The 19,853-nt window shown below is 55.2% G+C and carries 15 protein-coding genes and 1 pseudogene; 3 read left to right on the top strand and 13 right to left on the bottom strand.

What is annotated here, in order from left to right:
* Positions 1–14: 14 nt before the first annotated feature.
* The 5 genes from rgy to TPEN_RS02950 all read right to left on the bottom strand — a co-directional run bounded on the left by rgy (position 15) and on the right by TPEN_RS02950 (position 7,004).
* Positions 15–3,881: a reverse gyrase gene (rgy, locus tag TPEN_RS02970; RefSeq protein WP_148677908.1), complete on the bottom strand. Its 3,867-nt coding sequence runs from the start codon at positions 3,879–3,881 to the stop codon at positions 15–17.
* Positions 3,882–4,010: 129 nt separating this feature from the next.
* The gene (locus TPEN_RS02960; protein ID WP_011752244.1) at positions 4,011–4,946 is read right to left on the bottom strand and encodes a thiamine pyrophosphate-dependent enzyme; all 936 of its coding nucleotides are present in this window, start codon (positions 4,944–4,946) and stop codon (positions 4,011–4,013) included.
* A gap of 5 nt (positions 4,947–4,951) precedes the next feature.
* Positions 4,952–6,136, bottom strand: coding sequence for a 2-ketoisovalerate ferredoxin oxidoreductase subunit alpha (gene porA / locus TPEN_RS02955; RefSeq protein WP_011752243.1), 1,185 nt, complete (start codon positions 6,134–6,136; stop codon positions 4,952–4,954).
* Positions 6,137–6,139: 3 nt separating this feature from the next.
* The gene (locus TPEN_RS09735) at positions 6,140–6,436 is read right to left on the bottom strand and encodes a 4Fe-4S binding protein (protein ID WP_011752242.1); all 297 of its coding nucleotides are present in this window, start codon (positions 6,434–6,436) and stop codon (positions 6,140–6,142) included.
* Positions 6,429–7,004 carry a 2-oxoacid:acceptor oxidoreductase family protein gene (locus TPEN_RS02950; protein ID WP_052885070.1) on the bottom strand — a complete coding sequence of 192 codons (576 nt, stop codon included), beginning with the start codon at positions 7,002–7,004 and terminating at the stop codon, positions 6,429–6,431. The genes TPEN_RS09735 and TPEN_RS02950 overlap by 8 nt, the downstream gene beginning before the upstream one ends.
* A 62-nt stretch (positions 7,005–7,066) precedes the next feature.
* Here TPEN_RS02950 and TPEN_RS02945 point away from each other — a divergent pair, with 62 nt between their 5' ends.
* Positions 7,067–8,149 carry a histone deacetylase family protein gene (locus TPEN_RS02945; RefSeq protein WP_011752240.1) on the top strand — a complete coding sequence of 361 codons (1,083 nt, stop codon included), beginning with the start codon at positions 7,067–7,069 and terminating at the stop codon, positions 8,147–8,149.
* Between the two features lie 4 nt (positions 8,150–8,153).
* Here the strand turns inward: TPEN_RS02945 and TPEN_RS02940 are convergent, their stop codons facing one another.
* From TPEN_RS02940 to TPEN_RS09730, 4 genes and pseudogenes are all read right to left on the bottom strand, one after another.
* Entirely contained in the window at positions 8,154–8,399 is a 246-nt protein-coding gene (locus TPEN_RS02940) for a hypothetical protein (protein ID WP_011752239.1), read from the bottom strand.
* 240 nt (positions 8,400–8,639) lie between these two features.
* The gene (leuS, locus tag TPEN_RS02935) at positions 8,640–11,573 is read right to left on the bottom strand and encodes a leucine--tRNA ligase (RefSeq protein WP_011752238.1); all 2,934 of its coding nucleotides are present in this window, start codon (positions 11,571–11,573) and stop codon (positions 8,640–8,642) included.
* 178 nt (positions 11,574–11,751) lie between these two features.
* Positions 11,752–12,006 (bottom strand): histone acetyltransferase type B catalytic subunit, encoded by a 255-nt coding sequence (locus tag TPEN_RS02930; RefSeq protein WP_011752237.1) that lies wholly within the window; start codon positions 12,004–12,006, stop codon positions 11,752–11,754.
* Positions 12,007–12,130: 124 nt separating this feature from the next.
* Positions 12,131–12,359, bottom strand: a pseudogene (locus TPEN_RS09730) (hypothetical protein).
* 174 nt (positions 12,360–12,533) lie between these two features.
* Here TPEN_RS09730 and TPEN_RS02925 point away from each other — a divergent pair.
* Positions 12,534–13,949, top strand: a complete 1,416-nt coding sequence (locus tag TPEN_RS02925) for a hypothetical protein (RefSeq protein ID WP_011752236.1) — start codon at positions 12,534–12,536, stop codon at positions 13,947–13,949.
* 104 nt (positions 13,950–14,053) lie between these two features.
* Here TPEN_RS02925 and TPEN_RS02920 read toward each other — a convergent pair whose 3' ends face one another.
* Positions 14,054–15,970, bottom strand: a complete 1,917-nt coding sequence (locus tag TPEN_RS02920) for an arginine--tRNA ligase (RefSeq protein WP_052885068.1) — start codon at positions 15,968–15,970, stop codon at positions 14,054–14,056.
* Between the two features lie 165 nt (positions 15,971–16,135).
* On the opposite strand from TPEN_RS02920, the gene TPEN_RS02915 reads away from it, so the two are divergent.
* Positions 16,136–17,407 carry a translation initiation factor IF-2 subunit gamma gene (locus TPEN_RS02915; RefSeq protein ID WP_011752234.1) on the top strand — a complete coding sequence of 424 codons (1,272 nt, stop codon included), beginning with the start codon at positions 16,136–16,138 and terminating at the stop codon, positions 17,405–17,407.
* Between the two features lie 20 nt (positions 17,408–17,427).
* Here the strand turns inward: TPEN_RS02915 and TPEN_RS02910 are convergent, their stop codons facing one another.
* Genes TPEN_RS02910 through TPEN_RS02900 form a run of 3 tightly spaced genes read right to left on the bottom strand, consistent with a single transcriptional unit; the run spans position 17,428 to position 19,781 of the window.
* A complete protein-coding gene (locus tag TPEN_RS02910; protein ID WP_425358387.1) occupies positions 17,428–17,937 on the bottom strand; it encodes an HIT family protein in 510 nt (169 codons plus the stop codon).
* 4 nt (positions 17,938–17,941) lie between these two features.
* The gene (locus tag TPEN_RS02905) at positions 17,942–19,417 is read right to left on the bottom strand and encodes a ribonuclease FAU-1 family protein (protein ID WP_011752232.1); all 1,476 of its coding nucleotides are present in this window, start codon (positions 19,415–19,417) and stop codon (positions 17,942–17,944) included.
* Positions 19,410–19,781 carry a ribonuclease P protein component 4 gene (locus TPEN_RS02900; protein ID WP_011752231.1) on the bottom strand — a complete coding sequence of 124 codons (372 nt, stop codon included), beginning with the start codon at positions 19,779–19,781 and terminating at the stop codon, positions 19,410–19,412. Before TPEN_RS02900 ends, TPEN_RS02905 begins: the two co-directional genes overlap by 8 nt.
* Positions 19,782–19,853 lie beyond the last annotated feature (72 nt).

The following is a 19,853-nucleotide window of genomic DNA, read 5'->3' as shown; positions in this document are numbered from 1 at the left end:
CGCCGGGCGGCAAGCTACCTGTCTTCTAGGTGTTTACCGTTCGGAGCCGTTAGAATGTCACAGTCGGCATTTTTCTCGATAACCTTACTTTGAACCTCTTCGTAGAACTCTGCGAGAACATCAAGGTAGTCGGCTCGCCCTTCCTCTATTTCGTCCATCCTGCGGAGAACATCCGCTGTTTTGTTCTCCGAGACCACATCCCCAAAATTCACGCTGAGAAACTCATAGACCTTTTTCCCGAGCCTCGTGGACACAAGCCTACCGCCCTTCACCTCGACCACGTAGTTCCTATCCAACAGCGTCCTCACGATCTTCGAGTAAGTGGAAGGCCGGCCTATGTTTCTCTCCTTCATCAGCCTAATGACATCCGCCTGGGTATACAGCGGAACCTCTGAGACGCGCTTGTACGTCGAGAGCAAAACGTCGTACTTCCCTTCGGGTATCTGGCGCGTCCTTAGAGGAAGAATCTTCGTGAAGCCTTCAGCCTTCTCGATTATACTTTCTATAAACGTAATTTCTTTCTCGAAATAGGGACCCTTCACCACAGCCTTTGCCTCGACAACTTTTGCCGGCGGCATTTGGCTGGCAATGAAGCGCCTGAATATCAAGTCGTAGAGGCGTATATGGTCCCTGGTAAAGTTCACCTGCACTTGCAGTATACCCTGTCTTATCATCTGCATCAACGAATCCACATCAAGTGGGCGCGTGGGGCGTATACACTCGTGGGCTCCGCCTTCCCCCCACCTTCTAGGCGCAAAGTACTCTTCAGAGAACCTCTCCGTGATGTACGTTCTCGCCACGCTTATTCCGAGGTCGGACACCCTCGTACTATCCGTCCTGTGGTACGTGATTAAACCACTCTCGAAAAGATCCTGCGCGATCCTCATAGTCCTGTCAACGTCTAACCCTAAAACCTGGTTAGCTTCCCTGAGCAAAGTGTCCGTTGTGAAGGGTGGAGGCGGAGGGAGCGTTTTCTCCTCACGGGAGACTATGCTCACGGTTACACCTTCCTCTTTTATCTTATTGCTAACAGCCGCTGGGCTTTGACCGTCGAGCCTAGCGTTGTCCACGATCACCCTCAGCTTCTCCCCCTCCGCGCCGCGCCTAGAGAGCTCGAGTATAAAGACGACCTTCTTTCGTCGAGCCTTCTCGGAGTTCTCTACAATCCAACCCAGTACAGGCGTTTGGACTCTCCCCGCCGACAGCCACTTATGCCCCCTGCATTCCTGTAGCTTCTGGCTTAGAGAGAAGCCCAACCACCTATCCTCTATCCTCCTTACGAGCTGCGCTTCGACCATCCTGTCGTTTATGCTCCTCGGGTTTCTGAGGGCTTCTTCGAACGCCCTCCTCGTAACCTCGTGGAACTCTACACGCTTTATTACTCGGACGTAGGGGGCGAGGGAGAGGTAAACGTCCCAGGCTATTTTCTCTCCTTCTGTGTCCGGATCCGTAGCCACGAAAACTTCTTCGACCTCGCTGGCTAGCTTCCTAAGCGCTTCTACGATCTCTGCCTTGTCGAACACGTTAGTGCTACCACATCTCGGGCACCTCTTCTCAACCTCTACTTTTTGAACATGCTGCCGAGGCACATCCTCTACCGCATACTCCGTGAACTGGGCCCCGCAATTCATACAGCGCTTAATCGTGTTAAACACTGGCACGAATCGGTAGTGTTTGCTAGCGCCGTACGCGTCGAGCACCAACACTCCGTACAGATCCTTTGAGGAGTTGTAGCTGTAAGCGTTTGTCGTCAGGTCGAAGATATGCCCCTGGGTAGCCACTATCGTCAGTATGTACCCGGAGAAAGCGATATCGTAGGCTACGAGGGGGCCTACGCGCCGTCTGCTGGGCTTACCGAAGAAGGATGCTATCGTGCGAGCCTTAGTCGGCGACTCAACTACGACGAGCACGGACTTCACGAGGTCTCCAGCTAGCTCGGCGCTTACCTCGCCAGAGAGTATCCTCCTTATGATTTCCCTTTCCTCGTCTATCTCCCTCACCAGTAAGTCGAGGTCTACCTCGCTTAGAGGCTTCCATTCGATATCGGAGGAGTAGAGCCTAGAAAACTTGGCGAACTTCTCGAAGAGGAGACCGTTCCCAGTAACGACTATCGAGAGACCCTTCGAGACACCCCTCGCGTAAAGACGCGACGTTCGGCCCGACGCCTGGATGTACGTTAACACGTCCGGGAGCAATAGCTTAAGCTGTCCATCCTCGCTTACAACGGTAAGCGAGGTCTCCTTCGACAACCTCTCCAGGTACTCCTTGGAGGAAAGGTACTTCTCTACTATCGATCGGAGGTGGTTGATGCTTTCAACGAGCCTGCTGTACTTCTCGTGACAAGAACCCTCCGATAAGCACTGGGTCAGGGCCATGTACTCTCCAGGCTCCATGTTCTGTAGCCAGTTTCGCACGTAGGCTACCAGCCTGTCTATAACGGCCTGGTCATCCCTGCTTGCCACCACCCTGACGTTTGAAGCTATCTGCAACAACCTTAAGGGTGGCACGTCCTCCAACTTTATCGAGAACTTGAAGTGGGGGATGCCGGCGAATATAGCGTACCTCACGACGTGAGGCAGGTCGAGCCCCCTCACGAGAGTACCGTAGTAGCTCGCGACCCCAACCAGTACGTCCAGGTTACCGCCTGAAAACTCCTCGAGAAGCTTTCTCTTGTTGTGATTACCGTAGAACCTTCCCACCCTCAACCCGCTTTTCTCCAAGGCTTCAGCAAGGCTTTCCAGAAACTCCTCCCCCGTGCCTGCCGGGGCGAATACAAGCCCGCCCCTCCCGAGCCTCGACGCCAACGTAGCTACTTGCCTTACAACTTCCTCGTCGCGGTCAACGACAACATAGGTGTCGACGACGTTCCTAAAGAGTTCCCCCCGGCTTCCAATCTCGAAGCCTAAAAGCTCTCGGAACAGCCTTATCCTTAGACCGCGGGGTCTACCGGTAGCCGTGGACACTACAAGTACGCCACGAGGACCGCCCTTGCCGGTGTACTCGGCTAGCTTACGCCTGAGCTCCTCCAGCCTTTCGTAAACGTCCGACGTCGAGGCACCGTTCCTGAGCCTACGAGCCAGCCTTACGCGCTCCCTTATTATCTCCAGAGCAACGCTTATCTCGTCTTGGGTGAATCCTAGAAGCCGGAGGATCCTATCTATGTTTTTAGACGATTTTATTATGCTGTCGACGTCGTCGACGAACACGAAGTCGAATCTTACTCTCTCGAGCTTGTCGAAGTTTCTCGAAAGAAACTGGGAAGTAGTTATAAGCACGGAAAAGTCCCCGCCCGACACCCTTGAGAGAACCTCCTCCTTCTTGGACTGGGGTAGACCTCCGTGGTAGACCACTATGCCTCCCTCGTTTACTGCGACCTTTCTCGCGAATAGAGTAGCCTTTTCGAAGACCTGTTGCGCGAGCGTAGTCGTGGGTAGAACAATGTAGGACTTTTTACCCCTAGAAGCCAGGAATAACGCCATTACAATCCCGAAGACGGTCTTCCCGACACCCGTAGGCGCTAGTATAACGAAGCTAGTGTTCCTTAAAACCCTCCTAGCCCACGTCTTCTGAGCACTCCAGGGACGGCTCCCCACAGCTTTACGAAAGAACGCCTGGAAATCGGCGAGATCCCTTTCCACAGAGTACAGTTCTTCCAAGTGAAGAAGCTTGCCAGACTTGCCTAGAACCTTTACGAGCCGCTCCAAATGCTCGAAAAATGGGTCGGGGGCTCTACTCGTCTCGCTGGACAGGAAGAGCTCCGCATCCTTTTCGGGAAGACATTGCCTGCATGGAAGCCTTTTCTCCAACCTAAAGTCACTTATATCTCCGTGGCAATTAGGACACAGAGACTTATAGAGGGCTTTCATCTCCTCCCTGACCAACTAGACACCCAAAAGCATCTCAGAAAACGGTAGGCTAAAAAACTACCTCCGACGAAGGAAAGGCTTGCTTCGTTTTAAGCTTTAGAAAAATTCTTTAATAATGCTGCCCCTTCTCGGCGAGACCTCTACTCACTTTGATTGCTCGGCCATCCTCATCAGTTTCTGCCAGTTCTCCTCGATGTCCCTCTTTATCTCCTCGAGGAGCCACTTGTTCTCAGGTTCCAGCAGGTGCCGGAACCTCCCCTGAAGCTTAAAGTAGTCCTCAACCGGTCTAGGCTCCTTCACCGGCACAGTTATGCGTATCTTCCCGTTGTCGTACTCGTAGAGAGGCCAAATACGTGTCTGTACAGCAAGCCTGGCGACCTCGATGCTCCTTGAAGGATCGAAGTACCAGCCGGTGGGGCAAGGAGTAAAGTAGTGCAACACTGTGGGCCCCGGTGTGTTCGCCGCCTTCACTATCTTGTTGTACATGTCCACCGGGAATGCCGGGTTCATCGTGGCGGCATACCTTATCCCGTGGGCAATAGCTATCTCTATGAGGTTCTTCTTCCTTTCAAGCTTTCCGGGAACAACCTTTCCAGCAGGGCTCGTCGTCGTAGAAGCCCCTTTAGGCGTGGCGCCGCTCCTCTGTATCCCGGTGTTCATGTATGCCTCGTTGTCGTAGCAAATGTATATCATGTCATGCCCCCTCTCGAGTGCCCCGCTGAGAGCCTGGAAGCCTATATCGAAAGTGCCTCCATCTCCTCCGAAGACTATTATCTTCGGCTTCTCCACGCCGTACTTTTTCGAGAGAATCTTGAACGCCGCCTCGATCCCGCTGGCGACGGCCGCCGCGTTCTCAAATGCGATGTGAACCCACGGTACACCCCAGCTGGTGTAGGGAAAGATCGTTGTAGCAACTTCCAGGCACCCAGTCGCATTCACCACGACTTTTGGGTCAGGTACGGCTTTCAACGCCAGCCTGACAACCTGAGGTATGCCGCACCCTGCGCACAGCCTGTGCCCAGGCGCGAACTGCTCCTCGCGCGGTATCTCCTTCAACGTCTTAATCGTTTTCAGCTCCATTCAACTCACCCCTCCCTCAAGCCAACCCATAAACTCTCCTCCGGTGCTTCACCCTTTCTCTGCACCTCCTCTAGGGCGGCGTATATCCTCTCCACGTGGAGAGGAGTGAAGTCCCTGCCGCCTAGCCCGTAGACGACGTTGACCAAGATAGGCCTCTTCTTCGAGCTGTAAAGGGCGGTCGAGACGTCCATGAAGAGCTGGTTCCCCGGACTCCCAAAGCTCACACTCCTGTCCAGTACCGCGACGACGTCGAAGCTTTCCAGGACCTTTCTAAGCTCGGCCACCGGGAAGGGTCTATACTGGGTAAGGCTCACCACGCCGAGCTTCATGCCCTTCTCGGCAAGCTTTCTGGCGGCGAACCTCGCCGTTCCCGCCGAGGACCCCAGGATGACTATTGCCTTGTCCGCACCCTCCACGTTGAACGTTTTCACAGGCTGGTAATGCCTCCCCGTGAGCTTCTCGTATTCATCGAAGACTTCCCTGACCACACCGCCGACCTTCTGGTAGACCTCGAACTGTAACCTCTTGTGCTCCATGTACCAGTCCGTAAAGTCCAGTGGACCGTAAGTTTTCGGGTTCTTCGGGTCTATCGGGTTAATGGGCTTCCTCTTCGGCAGGAAAGCGTCAACCTCCGCGTCCTCTAGCACGTAGAGCCCTTCGAGCGCGTGCGTGAGGATGAAGCCGTCCAGGTTGACTATAGTTGGAAGCAACACCCTCTCGTCCTCCGCTACTCTGAACGCCATCAGAGTCAAGTCGTACGCCTCCTGGACGTTCTCCGCGAAGAACTGGAGCCAGCCGGTATCCCTGGCGGCGTAGGCGTCGTCATGGCTACAGTGTATGTTGATGTTCGGCGAGAGAGCCCTGTTACCTATAGCCATTACTATGGGTGCACGTAGCCCCGCCGCTATCCAGAGAATCTCGTACATAAGGGCGAGGCCCTGGCTAGATGTAGCTGTGAAGACCCTTGCCCCCGCGAGCGACGCTCCAACAGCCGCGGACAGCGCCGTGTGCTCGCTCTCAACCGGTATGAACGCGGCGTCCAGTTCGCCGTTGTTAACATACTCGGCAAGCGTTTCAACGATGATCGTCTGAGGAGTGATGGGGTACGCTGAGATCACGTCGACCTTAGCCTGCTTGGCGGCGTATGCCACCGCCCTGTCGCCATTCATCCCGACGAGTTTACCCTTCATAACTCATCCCTCTGGAACCATTTCTATCGCATGTACGGGACAAACATTAGCGCAGATACCGCAACCCTTACAGTAGTCGTAGTCCACGGCCACGGAGTCATCCTCGCCCCTAAGTATCGCCGGCTCTGGACAGTGAACCCAGCACATTAAACACCTTATACACTTAGCCTGGTTTATAACGGGTTTTAGGGCGCGCCACGTACCAGTCTTATTGAGAAGACTTGTCTTGGGCACTGGTATGATGCCGCCGGGAGGCATCTCCCTCCAGCTTTTCAAAACAAAACTCGACGCTTCACTCATACTTCTTCACCTCATCATACGCCCGCCTAATCGCGAGCACGTTTAGTTGGGCGAGCTTGCTGTCCTTCGAAAAACGCTCCATTGCAACCGAAACCACAGACTCAAGGCTCACCACGTTGCTCGCCCTAACAAACGCTCCGAGCATCGGAGTGTTGTAGAAGGGTCTCCCAAAGACCTCCATGGCAATGCTATACGCGTCCACGTACCACACCTCAGCACCCTTCTCCTGGGCACTCCGGAGCAACACGTCCCCGGGGCTCTTCGCGTTCACAACGATAAGCCCTCCCTTCCTAAGCCCCGAAGCGATGGAGGGGTCGTTCTGCAGAGAAGGATCTATAACCACCACAGCGCTGGGCTCATAGATACCCGAGTGCAGCTCTATCGGTTCACGCGATATACGCGTGTAAGCCTTCACGGGTGCGCCCCGCCTCTCCGGACCGAACTCCGGAGCATGATACACGAACTTCCCCTCCCTTAGAGCAGCCAGGGCGAGAAGCTCGCTGCTGGTAACCACGCCTTGGCCTCCACGCCCATGCCATCTCACTTCATAGAATTCCTCAGAGCTCATCTTCTTTCGGGTCTGTGGTTACGCACAGTTATTTAAACGTTCTTTATCAATAGTGATTTAGCATGAAGCGCGAGGACTATGCTCAGCTTCACGTCGTATGGGGCGAGGGTTACGACGAAATATCGTTTACACCTTTCTCTCTAAGAGACGAGTGGACTCTGGCGCGCAGGCTGTTCTACGAGAAGTATCTGGGCTTTCTTAGGAGAACATTCAAGGTAGAAGTGCACGAGGTGAAGCGTTACCCGGAGAGCGTGCTGTTGCTAGCCCACGATAAGGAATACGTGGATTACGTGAAGAGAATGTCCGAGTTGGGGGCAGGGTTGCTTGACTACGGCGATACGCCCGCTTATCCTGGTGTGTTCGAGAAGGCGCTGCTGGCGGTATCGGGTACGCTTACCCTGGCGGATATCCTGGTGAAGGCCGGGAGGGGCGTCGCGTTTAACCCTCAGGGTGGTTTTCACCACGCTAGGCGTAGGTCAGCAGGAGGTTTCTGCGTTTTCAACGATGTGGCAGTTGCAGCGAGGTACGTCAGGGAGAGGGGTTACGAGAGGGTAGCGATAATCGATGTGGATGCACACCACGGAGACGGGACGCAGGAGATACTGTACAGGGATCCCTTGCTGAAGGTTAGCGTGCACGGCTATGGTTACGGATTCTACCCGGGGACAGGCTGGATCGACGAGCTTGGAGAAGGGGATGGACTCTGCATGAACATCAACGTTCCTATACCTCTTACAAGTGCTGACGATGTTTTCGAGCTCGTGGTCCGAGAACTCTTGGCTCCGCTGATTTCCAGCTACTCTCCGGACTTCGTGATTGTCCAGTCGGGGGTGGATGCTTACAGGGGCGACCCCCTCGTAGGGCTTAGGCTAACCGATAACTCCTACAAGGTGTTCGCAGAGTTTTTATCCGGGATTGCAGCGAGAGGGGTACCAGTACTCCTGACGGGCGGGGGAGGGTACCAGCCCGAGGTTACGGCGAGGACCTGGGCATTCATACTTTCATGCGTGGCTGGACGTTGCCTAGAAGAGCTCGGCCCGCTCGACGAAAAGACGTCTTCCGACAGAAAAACAGTTGAGATTGTATCTTCTCGAATTGACTACCTACTGAGAAGTCTGAAAGAGTGCGAGGTAAAGAAACGCTAGTTAGCTAGTATATCTCGATTTCTATCCCGTAAGCGGAGCCCTGAATGCTGACTATGACGTCGGTGTCCTTGGCTCCCGAAGCCTTCGCGATGCCGGAGACAAGGTCGCCTATCTTTGTAAAGAGCTCTCCCACGTCCTCTCCTATACCTTCGATTGCGAGCTTGATACCCTTACCCTCCATTTTCACCTCGATCTGAGCGTCCCTGAAAAGGCTCCTGGCCTTCTTCTCTACGTCGTTCTTGTTGATCACACCGCCTCAAAAGCGAAACCCAAACGATCAGCCTAAAAACTTATCGGGTGCATGCTCTCGCGCGCAACAAGCGCGCTGCGTAACCTTCCAGGAAACGTGCTTAGCCCCATGTTTCCCAGCGCGTAGAAGATCAGGGCGTCGTGTTCACCTCCTTCTCGTCACCGCGTCAGCAGTCAACGCTTCACTCATCCGCCATTTATTCTTCAAATTGCCAAGAATTAAGGTTTACCGCACGCCGAACTACGAAAGAATGATCGAGGGTCTACCTGGGAGGGTTGTTCTGGCTCTCGGGTTTTCCCTTAGCTCTTCCTCCGCTACAAGTTCTACGGGGACTCCTAGAGAGTCTTTAAGGAATTCGAGCGCGTCGGAGAGTGCTTTCTGCTCCGCTTCGGGGCTTACTAGAAGGTCTAGGACCTCTGGGTTCTTCTGGATAAGCGATGCTAGCTGTCCAGCGGCGGGTTTAAGGCTGGGCTCGACTTCCTTTATTGTCTCGCTTATAGCCTGAGAAAGCTTCCCGTAGGTCGAGTATCTCCGCTTGACTCCTTCGAGGAAGCCGTACTTCCACTTGGACGGCGCGACTATTGTTATCCTTTCTACGCCGCTCTTCTTCAGTTTCAGGACCTCCTGAATATCCTCGTATAGCTTGACGACTATGGACTCGGCTTTTTCCACCTCGTCCTTGATCTTGCTCTTATCGACTGCGGGCCAGCTCGTCCTTGATATGAATTCTTTGTGCCCTGTTGCCTCCCATATCTCCTCGGCTATGTGGGGTGTTATGGGGGCAAGGATGAGGGTTTGTATCTCTACGAACTTCTTAAGCACCTCTTTATTCGCTGTGCCGCCCCGCCTCTTTACGTACCACCTATACGCGTTCTGGAGATTGAAGAAGCCCTCTACGAGCACGTTTTTCGTGTTAAGCTCTTCGTACTCTTTAGTCACCTTTTCCAGGGTTCTGTAGAGAACGCTTTCAAACCAGTCGTCCACGAATCTTCTGTTTTCATCTCCCTTGCCGTAATTGTTCACTGCGAATTCGTACCACTCGTACAGCAGGTCTACAGCCTTACTCGCAACCTCGGGCTCAAAGTTTCCGTCGTCGAGCCCCGAGTTACCCGCGTAGGCCTCGGCGAAACGCGTAGCATCCGCGCCCCAGTACTCCAGGGCCTCGCGTAGAAGTATGAAGTTCCCGGCGGACTTGGACATCTTCTTCCCGGCAACCAGGACCCAGCCGTTGACGCCTATACCTCTCGGCCAGTGTTCTTCCGGGAATATCGCCACGTGGTGCATTATGAAGAATACGAGGTGGTTCCCGATCAGGTCCTTCCCGGAAACCCTCATATCGACAGGGTACCAGTAGAGGAACTCCTTCCTCATCTCTTCGAGCAACTCCTTGGGAATCCCCGTCCTCTCGGCGACGCTACCGGGATCCCCCTTTCCCAGGAGGACGTAGTCGAAGAACTCGTTGTTCAGCTTGGACCAGTCTATGCCGTACTTCTCCGGGTGCTGTAAGTACTTCGCCAGCGTGTAGTAGGCCATGTATATGGTCGAATCGCTGAGTGACTCCAGGACCCACCTCTCGTCCCACGGGAGCGGTGTCCCGAGCTCTCTTTCATGCGTGCAGGCCCAGTCCTCGTACCAGTCAACGAGCCTGTGGAACTCCTGCCTAACTTCCTCCGGCACGAACCTCATCCTGTCAATACACTCGTGGGCCCTCCTCTTCCACTCCGGGTCGCTGTACCTGAGGAACCACTGGTCTTTGACCAGCTTTACGTGCGTCCTAGCCCCGCAACGGCAGTACACGGGGCTCGGCAGAGTGTAGTGTCTCAGCGCGATGCCTCTGCTCACAAGGTTCTCCACGACGTCCTCCTTTACCTCGAAGACTTTCCTGCCGCCCCAGCGCTCCCCGAATACCTCGGGCTTTAGGACTCCCTTGTAAAATTCCTTCGAGTAAACCTCCTTCGTCGCCTCCTCGAGCTTTTCACGGTCAAACTGCGACGTCACGCCAAGGCGTCTAACCACCTCCTCCGCGGGTAGCCCGCCGTATTCCTCGACGTCTATCAGCTTTACTGGTCTAACAGCGTCTAAGATAGCGGGGTCCAGGCCAAACTTCTCTAGGAGGTAGGGATCCTTCTTTAGGTCCTCCAGGCCCGCGAAGTCGTAGGGGGCATGCGCTGGGACCGACATCACTATACCTGTACCTGCGTCCGCCTGGACGAAGTACGCGGGCAGAACTGGGATCCTCCAGCCGGTAACGGGGTTCCTCGCAAACCTACCCACGAGCTCGGAGCCCTTTACCTCTCCCACTATCTTCACGGAGTGATCCTGGTCGGCGAGCTCCCTGGCGCCGTACTCCCCTATAACCCATTTCTCACCGTCCACCTCTGCTACCAGGTACTTGGACTCCGGGTTCACCCAGATGTTTACAGCCCCGTAAACCGTCTCGGGTCTATAGGTGAGACAGGGGTAGACGAGGCCGTCCTCTCCCTTAAACTTTATAATCACGACTCTTTCCGGTCCTATGCCAGCGTACTCGTCCGGCCTATCGTGGTCTCCGACCACTTTATGCTCTTTCGGGCACCACACAACCGGGTGAGACCCTCTGGTTATCAGACCCTTCTCTCTCAGGACTGTGTACTGCCACTGTATGAACTTGCTGTAGGGGGGATTTAGGTACGTGGTGAAAAACTCCCTCCTCCAGTCTATCGAGAGCCCGTACCTCGAAAAGTCCTGTTTGAAACCCTTTCTGAAGAACTCGACCCAGTACTCAGGGTCCCTGAACTTCGGGATTTCCGAGTCGGGGATTCCGATAGACTTCAATATGCGTATCTGCTTCTCGTCGCCCTCCCTGACTCTTAGCGCGGCGGCTACTATGGGCCCTCCCGTCGCGTGCCACCCTTGCGGGAAGAGGACGTTGAAGCCCTGCATCCTCTTAAACCTGGCGAGTATATCGACGCGGAGAACGGTATACGCTGTGCCGAGGTGTGGGAAGGAGTTTATGTAGGGGTAAGGAAAGGTAACGAAGAACTTGGGGCGCGAGGGGTCTGGATCCGCTTCGAATAAACCGCTCTCTTCCCACCTGCGCTGCCACTTCTCTTCCACTTTGCGTAGAAAATCCCTTCTCTCAGCATTCACTTCCGGGAACTTCATCCTTTGATTATTGCTAGCAATGACAGACACCGGCAATCCTGTATACTATCAAAAAATAAGCTTTACTCATTTTCCAACTGCTTAAAAAGGGCCGGGCGCCGCCTCCCCGGTGGTCTACTTTTATTCGTGCCGTGCCTAGGAGCCTTACGAGCCCGCGCGCGTCGCGAGAGAAAAGACTGCCGCATGCAAGTTTTGTTCGCGGAGCGTGCTACTCATTACCGGAGCGTTCTTCGCCGGCAGGGACTACCCCGAGGTAGTCCGGCATCCGGCCGGACTTCACCAGCTTCTCGTACAAAGACCACACGCGCTTCTCGGAGACAAGCCCCGCGTAGAAGCCTTTCTCCTCGAGCTTCTCCTTAACGCGCGAGGGGAACTCTTCCGGGGAGACAGTGAAGTCCTTGCCTAGTACTTCGAGTATGGCTTCAACTATATCGTCGTTGTGAGGATAGGGTTTCTTGGACACACGTACCGGCTTTTGCGCACGCTTAAATATTTTTTACAGCGCGCGTCGAGCTACATCCTCTGTGGCGCGCGCGGTATCGCGTGTTTACAAACCAGGGAAAAAGGAAAAAAGGAAGAAAGGGTTTTTACGCTAGCCCTAGCCCCCTGAGCTCCTCGACGTCCTCCTCTAGCTCTCTCGCCAGTTTTTCGTCTTCCTCGATGCGCGGGGTCGCGCTCCCCACGGAGGCTAGAAACTCTTCGATTGCGTCCAACGCCTCTACTAGGCGCGCCTCGTAGAGGCGCGCGCCTAAGAGTGCTAGCCAGTAGCCGCGAGAGGGCGCCGATACTCCGCACGATAACCCTTGGGTCGCTCATACCCTGTCAACACTTGCGCGCGAAAAGAGCTATTCGTAAAGCCCTAAACCCCCACCCAGTCTAAAAAGTATCTTTTTTGCCGCCCTCCTCTTTTCCCGGCCCCTCCCGCCACGCTGACCCCTGATGCCGCGCCCTCGCAGGGCGCCCCCTCCACCATTTAAGGAGGGGTGAAATATGGTTGAAAGGTACATGAGGGGAAATGGAGCGGGGGAGGGGTTTGAAGAGTTCGACGAGTGGTTTATTCGCAGGAAGATCGAGGAGCTTCTCAGGAGGGCGCTGTTTCCGCCCAGCGGCTACAGGGGGCTCAAAGCTACCCATGAAGAGGTCGCACAGGAGCTAGCGGAGATAAGGGGCAACTATGCGCAATACGGCGAGGCCTACGTTGAATACGTTGGCAGGCTCGGGGAAGGCGAGGAGAAGGCGTTCAGAGAGGCGGAGAAAGCGATGAGGGAAGCCCTGAAGCGTGTAGACGAACTCAAGATCAAGAGAACGGGGAAGACACGGTGGAAGGCTAAGCTTCCAGGAGAGAAATGGCGGATCTACGTGTCTAGGAAGCCTAACGGGTACTGGAGTGTCGAGGTCGTCCTTCTCCTTAAGATCGCTAGACTAAGACTTCCCGACGTCCTGGAGCTTTCGCCTGAATTGCTGGTGGCAGCTCAAACGGGTTGGATCCTTGGTGATGCGTCGTACATCGCAGACCACGGAAGAGTCGATATGGCTACGGCGCAGAGCTGGCAGGTTGCCTCCTTCCCCGGTTTCTGGCCGGGGAAGGAGGTGACTGTCTACGTTAGAAGCATAGTAATCAACGAGACTCGCGTCAGCATGGTGTGGTTTATCTATGTACACGGCGTCCGCGACGCGCCTAGGGAGTGGGCTTTGAGGAAGGAGGAGAAGCAGGGTATTATCTTGGCGGAGATCGAGGCGGCGAACGAAGGAAAAGTCGACATCGTCAGGGCGCTAAAGCTCGCACTGCTCTACGTTACAGATGGTGAGTACCCAGGGTCAAGCAACACGGGTAAACATCTGTTACAATTTGCAGTCGGTCAAAGATCTCGCCAAGTTAGAACCGAAGGTGCGGTGAGGGTTGCGAGGCTTCTCTACGAGAAAGTGCCGCAACTACTGGAATACATGGCTGCGTCTGGTTGCCAGAAGGCAGAATTCTTAGCGAGCCTGGCATCCGTGAAGCCGCGACACTACGCGCCTCGCTACCTGGAGGTGTGCGGTGTTAAAATGAACCTGCGGCTCGCAGGCCCTAAGAACCGCCGCTACCTTATGGCCCAAGTATACATCACGCGCAATAACGAGGAGATGCTTCGCGATTTCCCCGAGAGGGCGAGGCGCGAGGGTCTAGAAGTCAGAAGGGTGAAGGTGAGTAAGAGGTATTGGGGTTACCGTGCTGGCGAAAAATCGCTAATGAAGTATGCTGACCGATACCCGCGCGTCTACGACACCTTGATCGCGTTTGTCCAAGAAGAGCTTGAAGCAATGCCTCTTGACCACCCGGCAAGGCCAAGCGTGGAGCGCCTCTTGGAACGCCTAAGGAAGGCGCGAGAAAGAGCGCTTAAAAAGCTGGGGGCAAGGCAGGAATAGGGTAAACCACCAGGGAAAGGCGCCCGGCCCCCTCCTCCACTATGCGCGTAACGGTTTTGCGCACGGCCTCTTTACTCAGCACACTGACACGAGAGTCCGGCTACTCACATCCTCTGTGGCGCCTCTATTCCCAGGAGTTTCATGCCGTTTTTCAGTGTTTGCTCCACCATTTTCACGACGGCAAGCCTCGAGTACTTCTTGGAGGTGGTGGGCGCCCTGAGCACGGGGTAGCTGTCGTAGTAGCGGTTGAACTCCGTAGCCAGGGTGTTGAGGTAAGAGGCTAGGAGGTCTGGTCTCAGGTTGTCGGCTGCCTCTTTCACCACGTTGGGAAACTCTCCAACTAGAAGTATCAATGGGTGCTCCTCTTCTCCTACGTCGCCTACGTTCAGCTCGTCGGGGCGTATATGTTCCTCCGAGGCCTTTCTGAGTATCCCCAGAGCCCTCACGTAGGAGTACTGCACGAATGGCCCGCTGTTTTGCTCGAAGTCCAGTACGCGTTTCCAGTCGAAGGTCAGCACCTTGCCCGGAGTCTGTGAGAGGAAGAAGAACTTTAGTGCGCCTATACCTACCTTTTCCGCGTCGCCTACGTCGCCTACCCCCCTCTTTGCTATCTCCTCCTTTGCCCTGGCGACAGCCTCCTCTATTACCTCGTCCGCAGAGACGTAGACACCCCTTCTGCTGGACATCCTGGTCCCGGGCAGGTTCACCATCTCGTACGAGTAGTGGATAAGCCTCCTGCCCACGTCCCTGTAGCCGAGCGCGTACAATGCTAGCCTCAACTGGGCCTGGGCCAGCGTCTGCTGAACGGCGATCACGTTGATTACGCGGTCGGCTCTCGAAAGCTTCCAAATCGAGTACGCAATATCCCTAGTCGTGTAGAGAGTCGTACCGTCCGACCTCACAAGGGTCATAGGCGTAACGGTGAACCCGGGGGGAATGCCCGCCGCGCGGCGGACATCCTCGGACTCCGCTAGCAGGTCAGCTCTGAACACCAGGGCGCCGTCCCTTCTCTCCACCAGCCCGAGCCCCCTAAGCTTGTCTATAACGTCGCTTGTCGCGCCGCTCCACACGGTCAGCTCGCTCTCCCAGTCCCAGCTATCGAACGATATGCCGAGCCTATCAAGGGTTTCCCTTATACCTTCAAGGCAGTAATCGAGCACGCGCCTCGTAAGCTTTACGGTCGACGGGTCACCCTCTTCGTACATCCTGTTCAACCTGCGTAGCTCGGCTTCGGGGTCCTCAGTTTTCTCGACCCACTCTAACAGCTTCTCGATCAACCCTGGAAACTTCTCGGAGAGCTCTCCAAGACGCCACAGATACTCGGAGACCTTGCTGTTTATCTCGGCGAGCTCGTCGCCGCTAGCACTCTTAGCTTTCTCCCTTAGCTTCTTGACCTCTATTAAGAGGTTGATCGCTGTGTAGAGCGTTCCGACGAAGTGATCCTTCTTCCCTTGACCCTCCCCACCCACTATGCTGAAGGCTTTAGCCGCATATGCAACCTGCAACCCCACGTCGTCTACGTAGAAGTGAGCCTTCACCTCGTGACCCCTGGCGCGCAAAAGCCTTACCAGCGAGTCTCCGAGAACTCCGTTCCTCAGGTGCCCTACGTGAAGTGGGTGTATGGGGTTTGCGCTTACATGTTCTACTATGATCCTCTCTCTCGTCTCGGCCGGCACGAACCCGTAGTTATCGCCGAGCCTAACAACACTACTATAGACTACCTCCGCGTATCTTTTCTCGTCGACCACGAGGTTCAGAAAGTTGTTCTCCACTTTCGACGACTTCACGAGTCCCGATGGTTTAAAGCCCCCGAAAAGCGTGGACACCTCCTCTACGCTCAGCCCCTTCACCACCTTAGAGATGGTGAAAAGGGGAACTGCGAGATCGCCAAACGTCTTCGGAGCTTTTCGCACCTCTACCTGCGCCGGCTCCACGGCGAAACCCTTGGATACTAGAAACTCTGCCACCTGTCTCTTCACGTTGTCGACTAGGAACTCGTGAGGATTGTACAAGCTACTCATCGACCTCCAAGCATCGACTTCTAAGCACGCTTTAAGCATTTCCTCGCGCGCTAAAATGCTGAGGAACCTCCTCCTGATACTTGACGCGCGCGTGGTGCAAAGGCTTTTATCGACACAACTTATAGAGTACACGTGTCCGTAGACGAAAAACGCGCGCGAGGTAATATGAGCGAGGACGAGTTCCAAGAAGCTCTCAAGAAGCAACCCCTTGTGAACATAGGTACTAGTGGTCACGTGGACCACGGGAAGACCACGCTTATCGAAGCCTTAACGGGGGTTTGGGCGTCGCGGCACTCCGAGGAGTTGAAGAGGGGTATCACGCTGAAGATCGGCTACGCCGATACAGCTATCTATAAGTGTCCCAAGTGCCCGCCGCCGCAAGCCTACTACACTAGCGCTACCATGCCGAAAGACGGTAAATGCAAGTACTGCGGGTCTCCGCTAGAATTCGTGAGGAAAGTCTCCTTCATAGACGTCCCTGGACACGAGATGTTGATGTCCATAATGCTCGCTGGGGCGGCGCTGATGGATGGAGCGTTGCTCGTCGTGGATGCCACCAAGGAGTGCCCCCAGCCCCAGACGAGGGAACACTTCACCGCCCTCTCGATCATAGGCGTCAGAAACTTGGTCATAGTGCAGAACAAGGTAGACGTTGTGTCCAAGGAGAGAGCCTTGGAAAGCTACAACGAGATAAAGAAGTTCATAGCGGGTACCTGGGCGGAGAACGCGCCTATAGTCCCCGTATCCGCGCTACACAAGGCGAACATAGACGCCCTCGTGTGGGCTATCGAAGAGTACATACCGACGCCTAGGAGAGACTTCTCTAAACCCCCTAGGATGTTCGTGATACGATCCTTCGATGTTAACAAGCCTGGAACTAACGCAAAAGACCTCGTGGGAGGAGTGCTGGGCGGAACTATCGTTCAGGGAAGGTTTGAAGTGGGGCACGAGATCGAGATAAGACCCGGCATTAAAATCAAGAAGGACGGACAGGAAGTCTACGAACCGGTATACACGACCATAACCTCCCTTAAGACAGGCGACCAGCCGCTCGAGAAAGCATACCCCGGCGGACTCGTAGCCGTCGGTACAACTCTCGACCCCAGCGTAACTAAGGCGGACAACCTGATAGGCAACGTGGTAGGGTATCCCGGCACACTTCCGCCGACACTCTACGACCTTGAAATCGAAGTAAACCTTCTCGAAAGGGTTGTAGGTCTAGACAAGCCGATGAAAGTAGAACCCGTGAGAGCCGGCGAGATACTCATGGTTAACGTGGGGACAGCGCTCTCCATAGGTGCAGTTACAAGCGTCAGGGACAACGTAGCACACATGAAGCTAAAAATCCCCGTGGTCGCAGAGACTGGCACACGCGTAGCGATTTCGAGGCAACTAGCCGGCAAGTGGAGGCTCATAGGCTACGGATTCGTGAAGTAGCGCGCGCCGGTTTGCACAACCTAGCGTAAGCCTTCGAAGACGTCGACGTGCTTCAGCAACTTTCGCCGCGTGTCCTTCAAAGCCTCCGGTATGACCTTCGCATCGGCAATTACCGGCATAAAGTTCGTGTCTCCGTTCCACCTCGGGACTACGTGAACGTGTAGGTGCGACTCTAGTCCTGCTCCCGCGACCCGGCCGAGGTTTACTCCCACGTTGAAGCCATCGGGGGAGAGAGCCTTCTTCAGAAGCTCCAGCGATAGGGAGACCGCTTTCGCGAGCGAGAACAGTTCCTCGTCCGACAACTGCGAGAAATCTGCTACGTGCCTCGTAGGAGCGACTAAGAGGTGCCCCGTGTTGTAGGGGTAGCGGTTTAGCATCACGATGATCTTCTCTCCCTTGTAGACCACCAGGTTCTCTTCGAGTTCGGAGCTTTCAACAGCCTTGCATATGAAGCACCCCTCTCCCCGCTCTATCTTCGCATACTCGATGTAGGCCATTCGCCAAGGCGCCCATAGAACGTCCAAACGCACCACCTCACACTGCTAATAGCTTGTCCGTTTCAAATGAAAATATGCTTTTTTGTGCCTGCATAATCCTAGCCGGGAGATCTTCCCCAATATCCTTTTCCAAGAGATGCTTCACGGACTCCGCGAACTCTAGGTAGCTACCTGCTAGCTGTTTGTCTAGAACCCCTCTTTCCACGAGGTCTAGGAACTCGGCGAGATCCACTACTTTCGGCTCTTCATCTGCTGCACGGGTAACGTCTACCCCTAGGTCTACGTAGCCAAGGGTGTTAGCGTTGCCGGCGAAGAATACCGGAGCATTTATGTTAACGTATACCCCCTTCAATTCTCCCCGGGCCGAAGTGTAAAAGTGGACGACCGCCCTCCCGAAAAGCCAGGTATATGAGCGGATAACATCTCCAGGTTCTCGCTTTAAGCCTTCGAAGCCGTCGTATAGACCTGGCGACGATACTACACGCTTCAAAACGACAGTCATTCTTTTCACGCTTTCCACTTCAGCGCTCCAAACGTGGCCTGCGCCCGCGACCTTCCTGTGCAACACGCTTACCTGGCGCCCTTTAAGCGAGGAGAGCCTCTCCAGGAAAACCTCTATTGCCCCCGTACTCGATAGGCACTTCTCGCAACCTGCGAGGAGCCTCTCCGAGAAATCTACAGCCCTGCTGAGCTCGTCGTCTCCCAGCCGCTTAAGAAGGTGGTGGAGCGGTAGCGTCGGGTAGTAGCGCGATCGAAGCGCATCCATCCGTATCGACGCGTCCGCCGGGATCTCTACTATCGCTATCGCCTCACCGGGAACAACTACGCCGGGCTCTTTCGGCGCGACTTCCTTAAGGATTTTCTCGGCCTTCTCGCTTAGAGCCTTAATCTCCGCCATTACGTCGACTATGCTCGCCCTCTTCGACGCACTCCTGAAGTGAACACCCCACCCCGTCGGCGCGCTCGTCATAGCGAGCGTTAACAGCTGCAGTCTAAGGTTCTCGTCCCTGATGTGCTCGCTTACACTGTGCCTGTCGAACTGTACCAGCCTCACGAGGCTCCCCGTAATCGCCACCCCCTCCTTTAGCAAGGGGGCCTCCGGGGAGGCCCTGATCACGTGGGCCATTATCACCTCGCCTTCTACGTGAGGGCGACGAAGCTTGACCGTCGTGCGTTTCCCGGGCGAATACTCCGCCTCGTAGACGTCGCCCTCCACCCTCGAGAGAAGCCTCACCGCGTACGTCGTATAGGGACCTTCGCCCACGTAGCTAACTAGAGCTCCCGGGATGACCGCGCGGAGGAGGTATGCCACTTTTTCGACAACAGCGCGGTCGCCCAGTACTACTACGCCGCTCCTGTCATCTGTGTCCTTAACGGTGACGAGAACGCGTTCCTCCACCCTCAGCTGGGGGATACGCGCCAGGAGCTCCTGGCTGAGGTCCGCGAAGCGGAAACCAGCCTCGTCCAAGAGCCCCGCTATCGCCGTGCTGTGAATCCCCCTAACTCTAATCATGCCCGGCCACCTCTCCGTAAAGCACGTACCAGGGCTTCGGCGGCACGGCGCTCCTCTTCAAGGGATACCGCCTCGTGTAGCCGCACCTGAGACAGGTAACCGCGATGTACTTCATCTTGCCCCTGTTTTTCACTCTTACTCTTGCGGAGAAACCCACGACTAGGAAGGCTCCGCACTTCCTGCACACTCTAGCCTTGAGGAAGTCCGGGTAGTGGAGCCGCGCCTTCTTAGCTATCAGCAGGGACAGCTCGCCGTACCTGTCGGCGAGGCGCGGCTCTACGCGATATACCTTCGCGGCGAACTCCAGGAGCCTCTTAATCCTTTGCCTTGCAAGATCCCTGATTTCGCGCTCGTCCCTCTTCATCCCAGATAGCTAGACACGCCGCCATGAATAAATCTTTGATTATTCGCGATTGTGCGCGCATCGCGCATGAGG

The sequence above is a fragment of the Thermofilum pendens Hrk 5 genome (assembly GCF_000015225.1).
GTDB classification, from domain to species: Archaea; Thermoproteota; Thermoprotei; order Thermofilales; family Thermofilaceae; genus Thermofilum; species Thermofilum pendens.
Note: the sequence above shows the minus strand (reverse complement) of the source record. Positions and strands in the feature narration are given on the sequence as shown.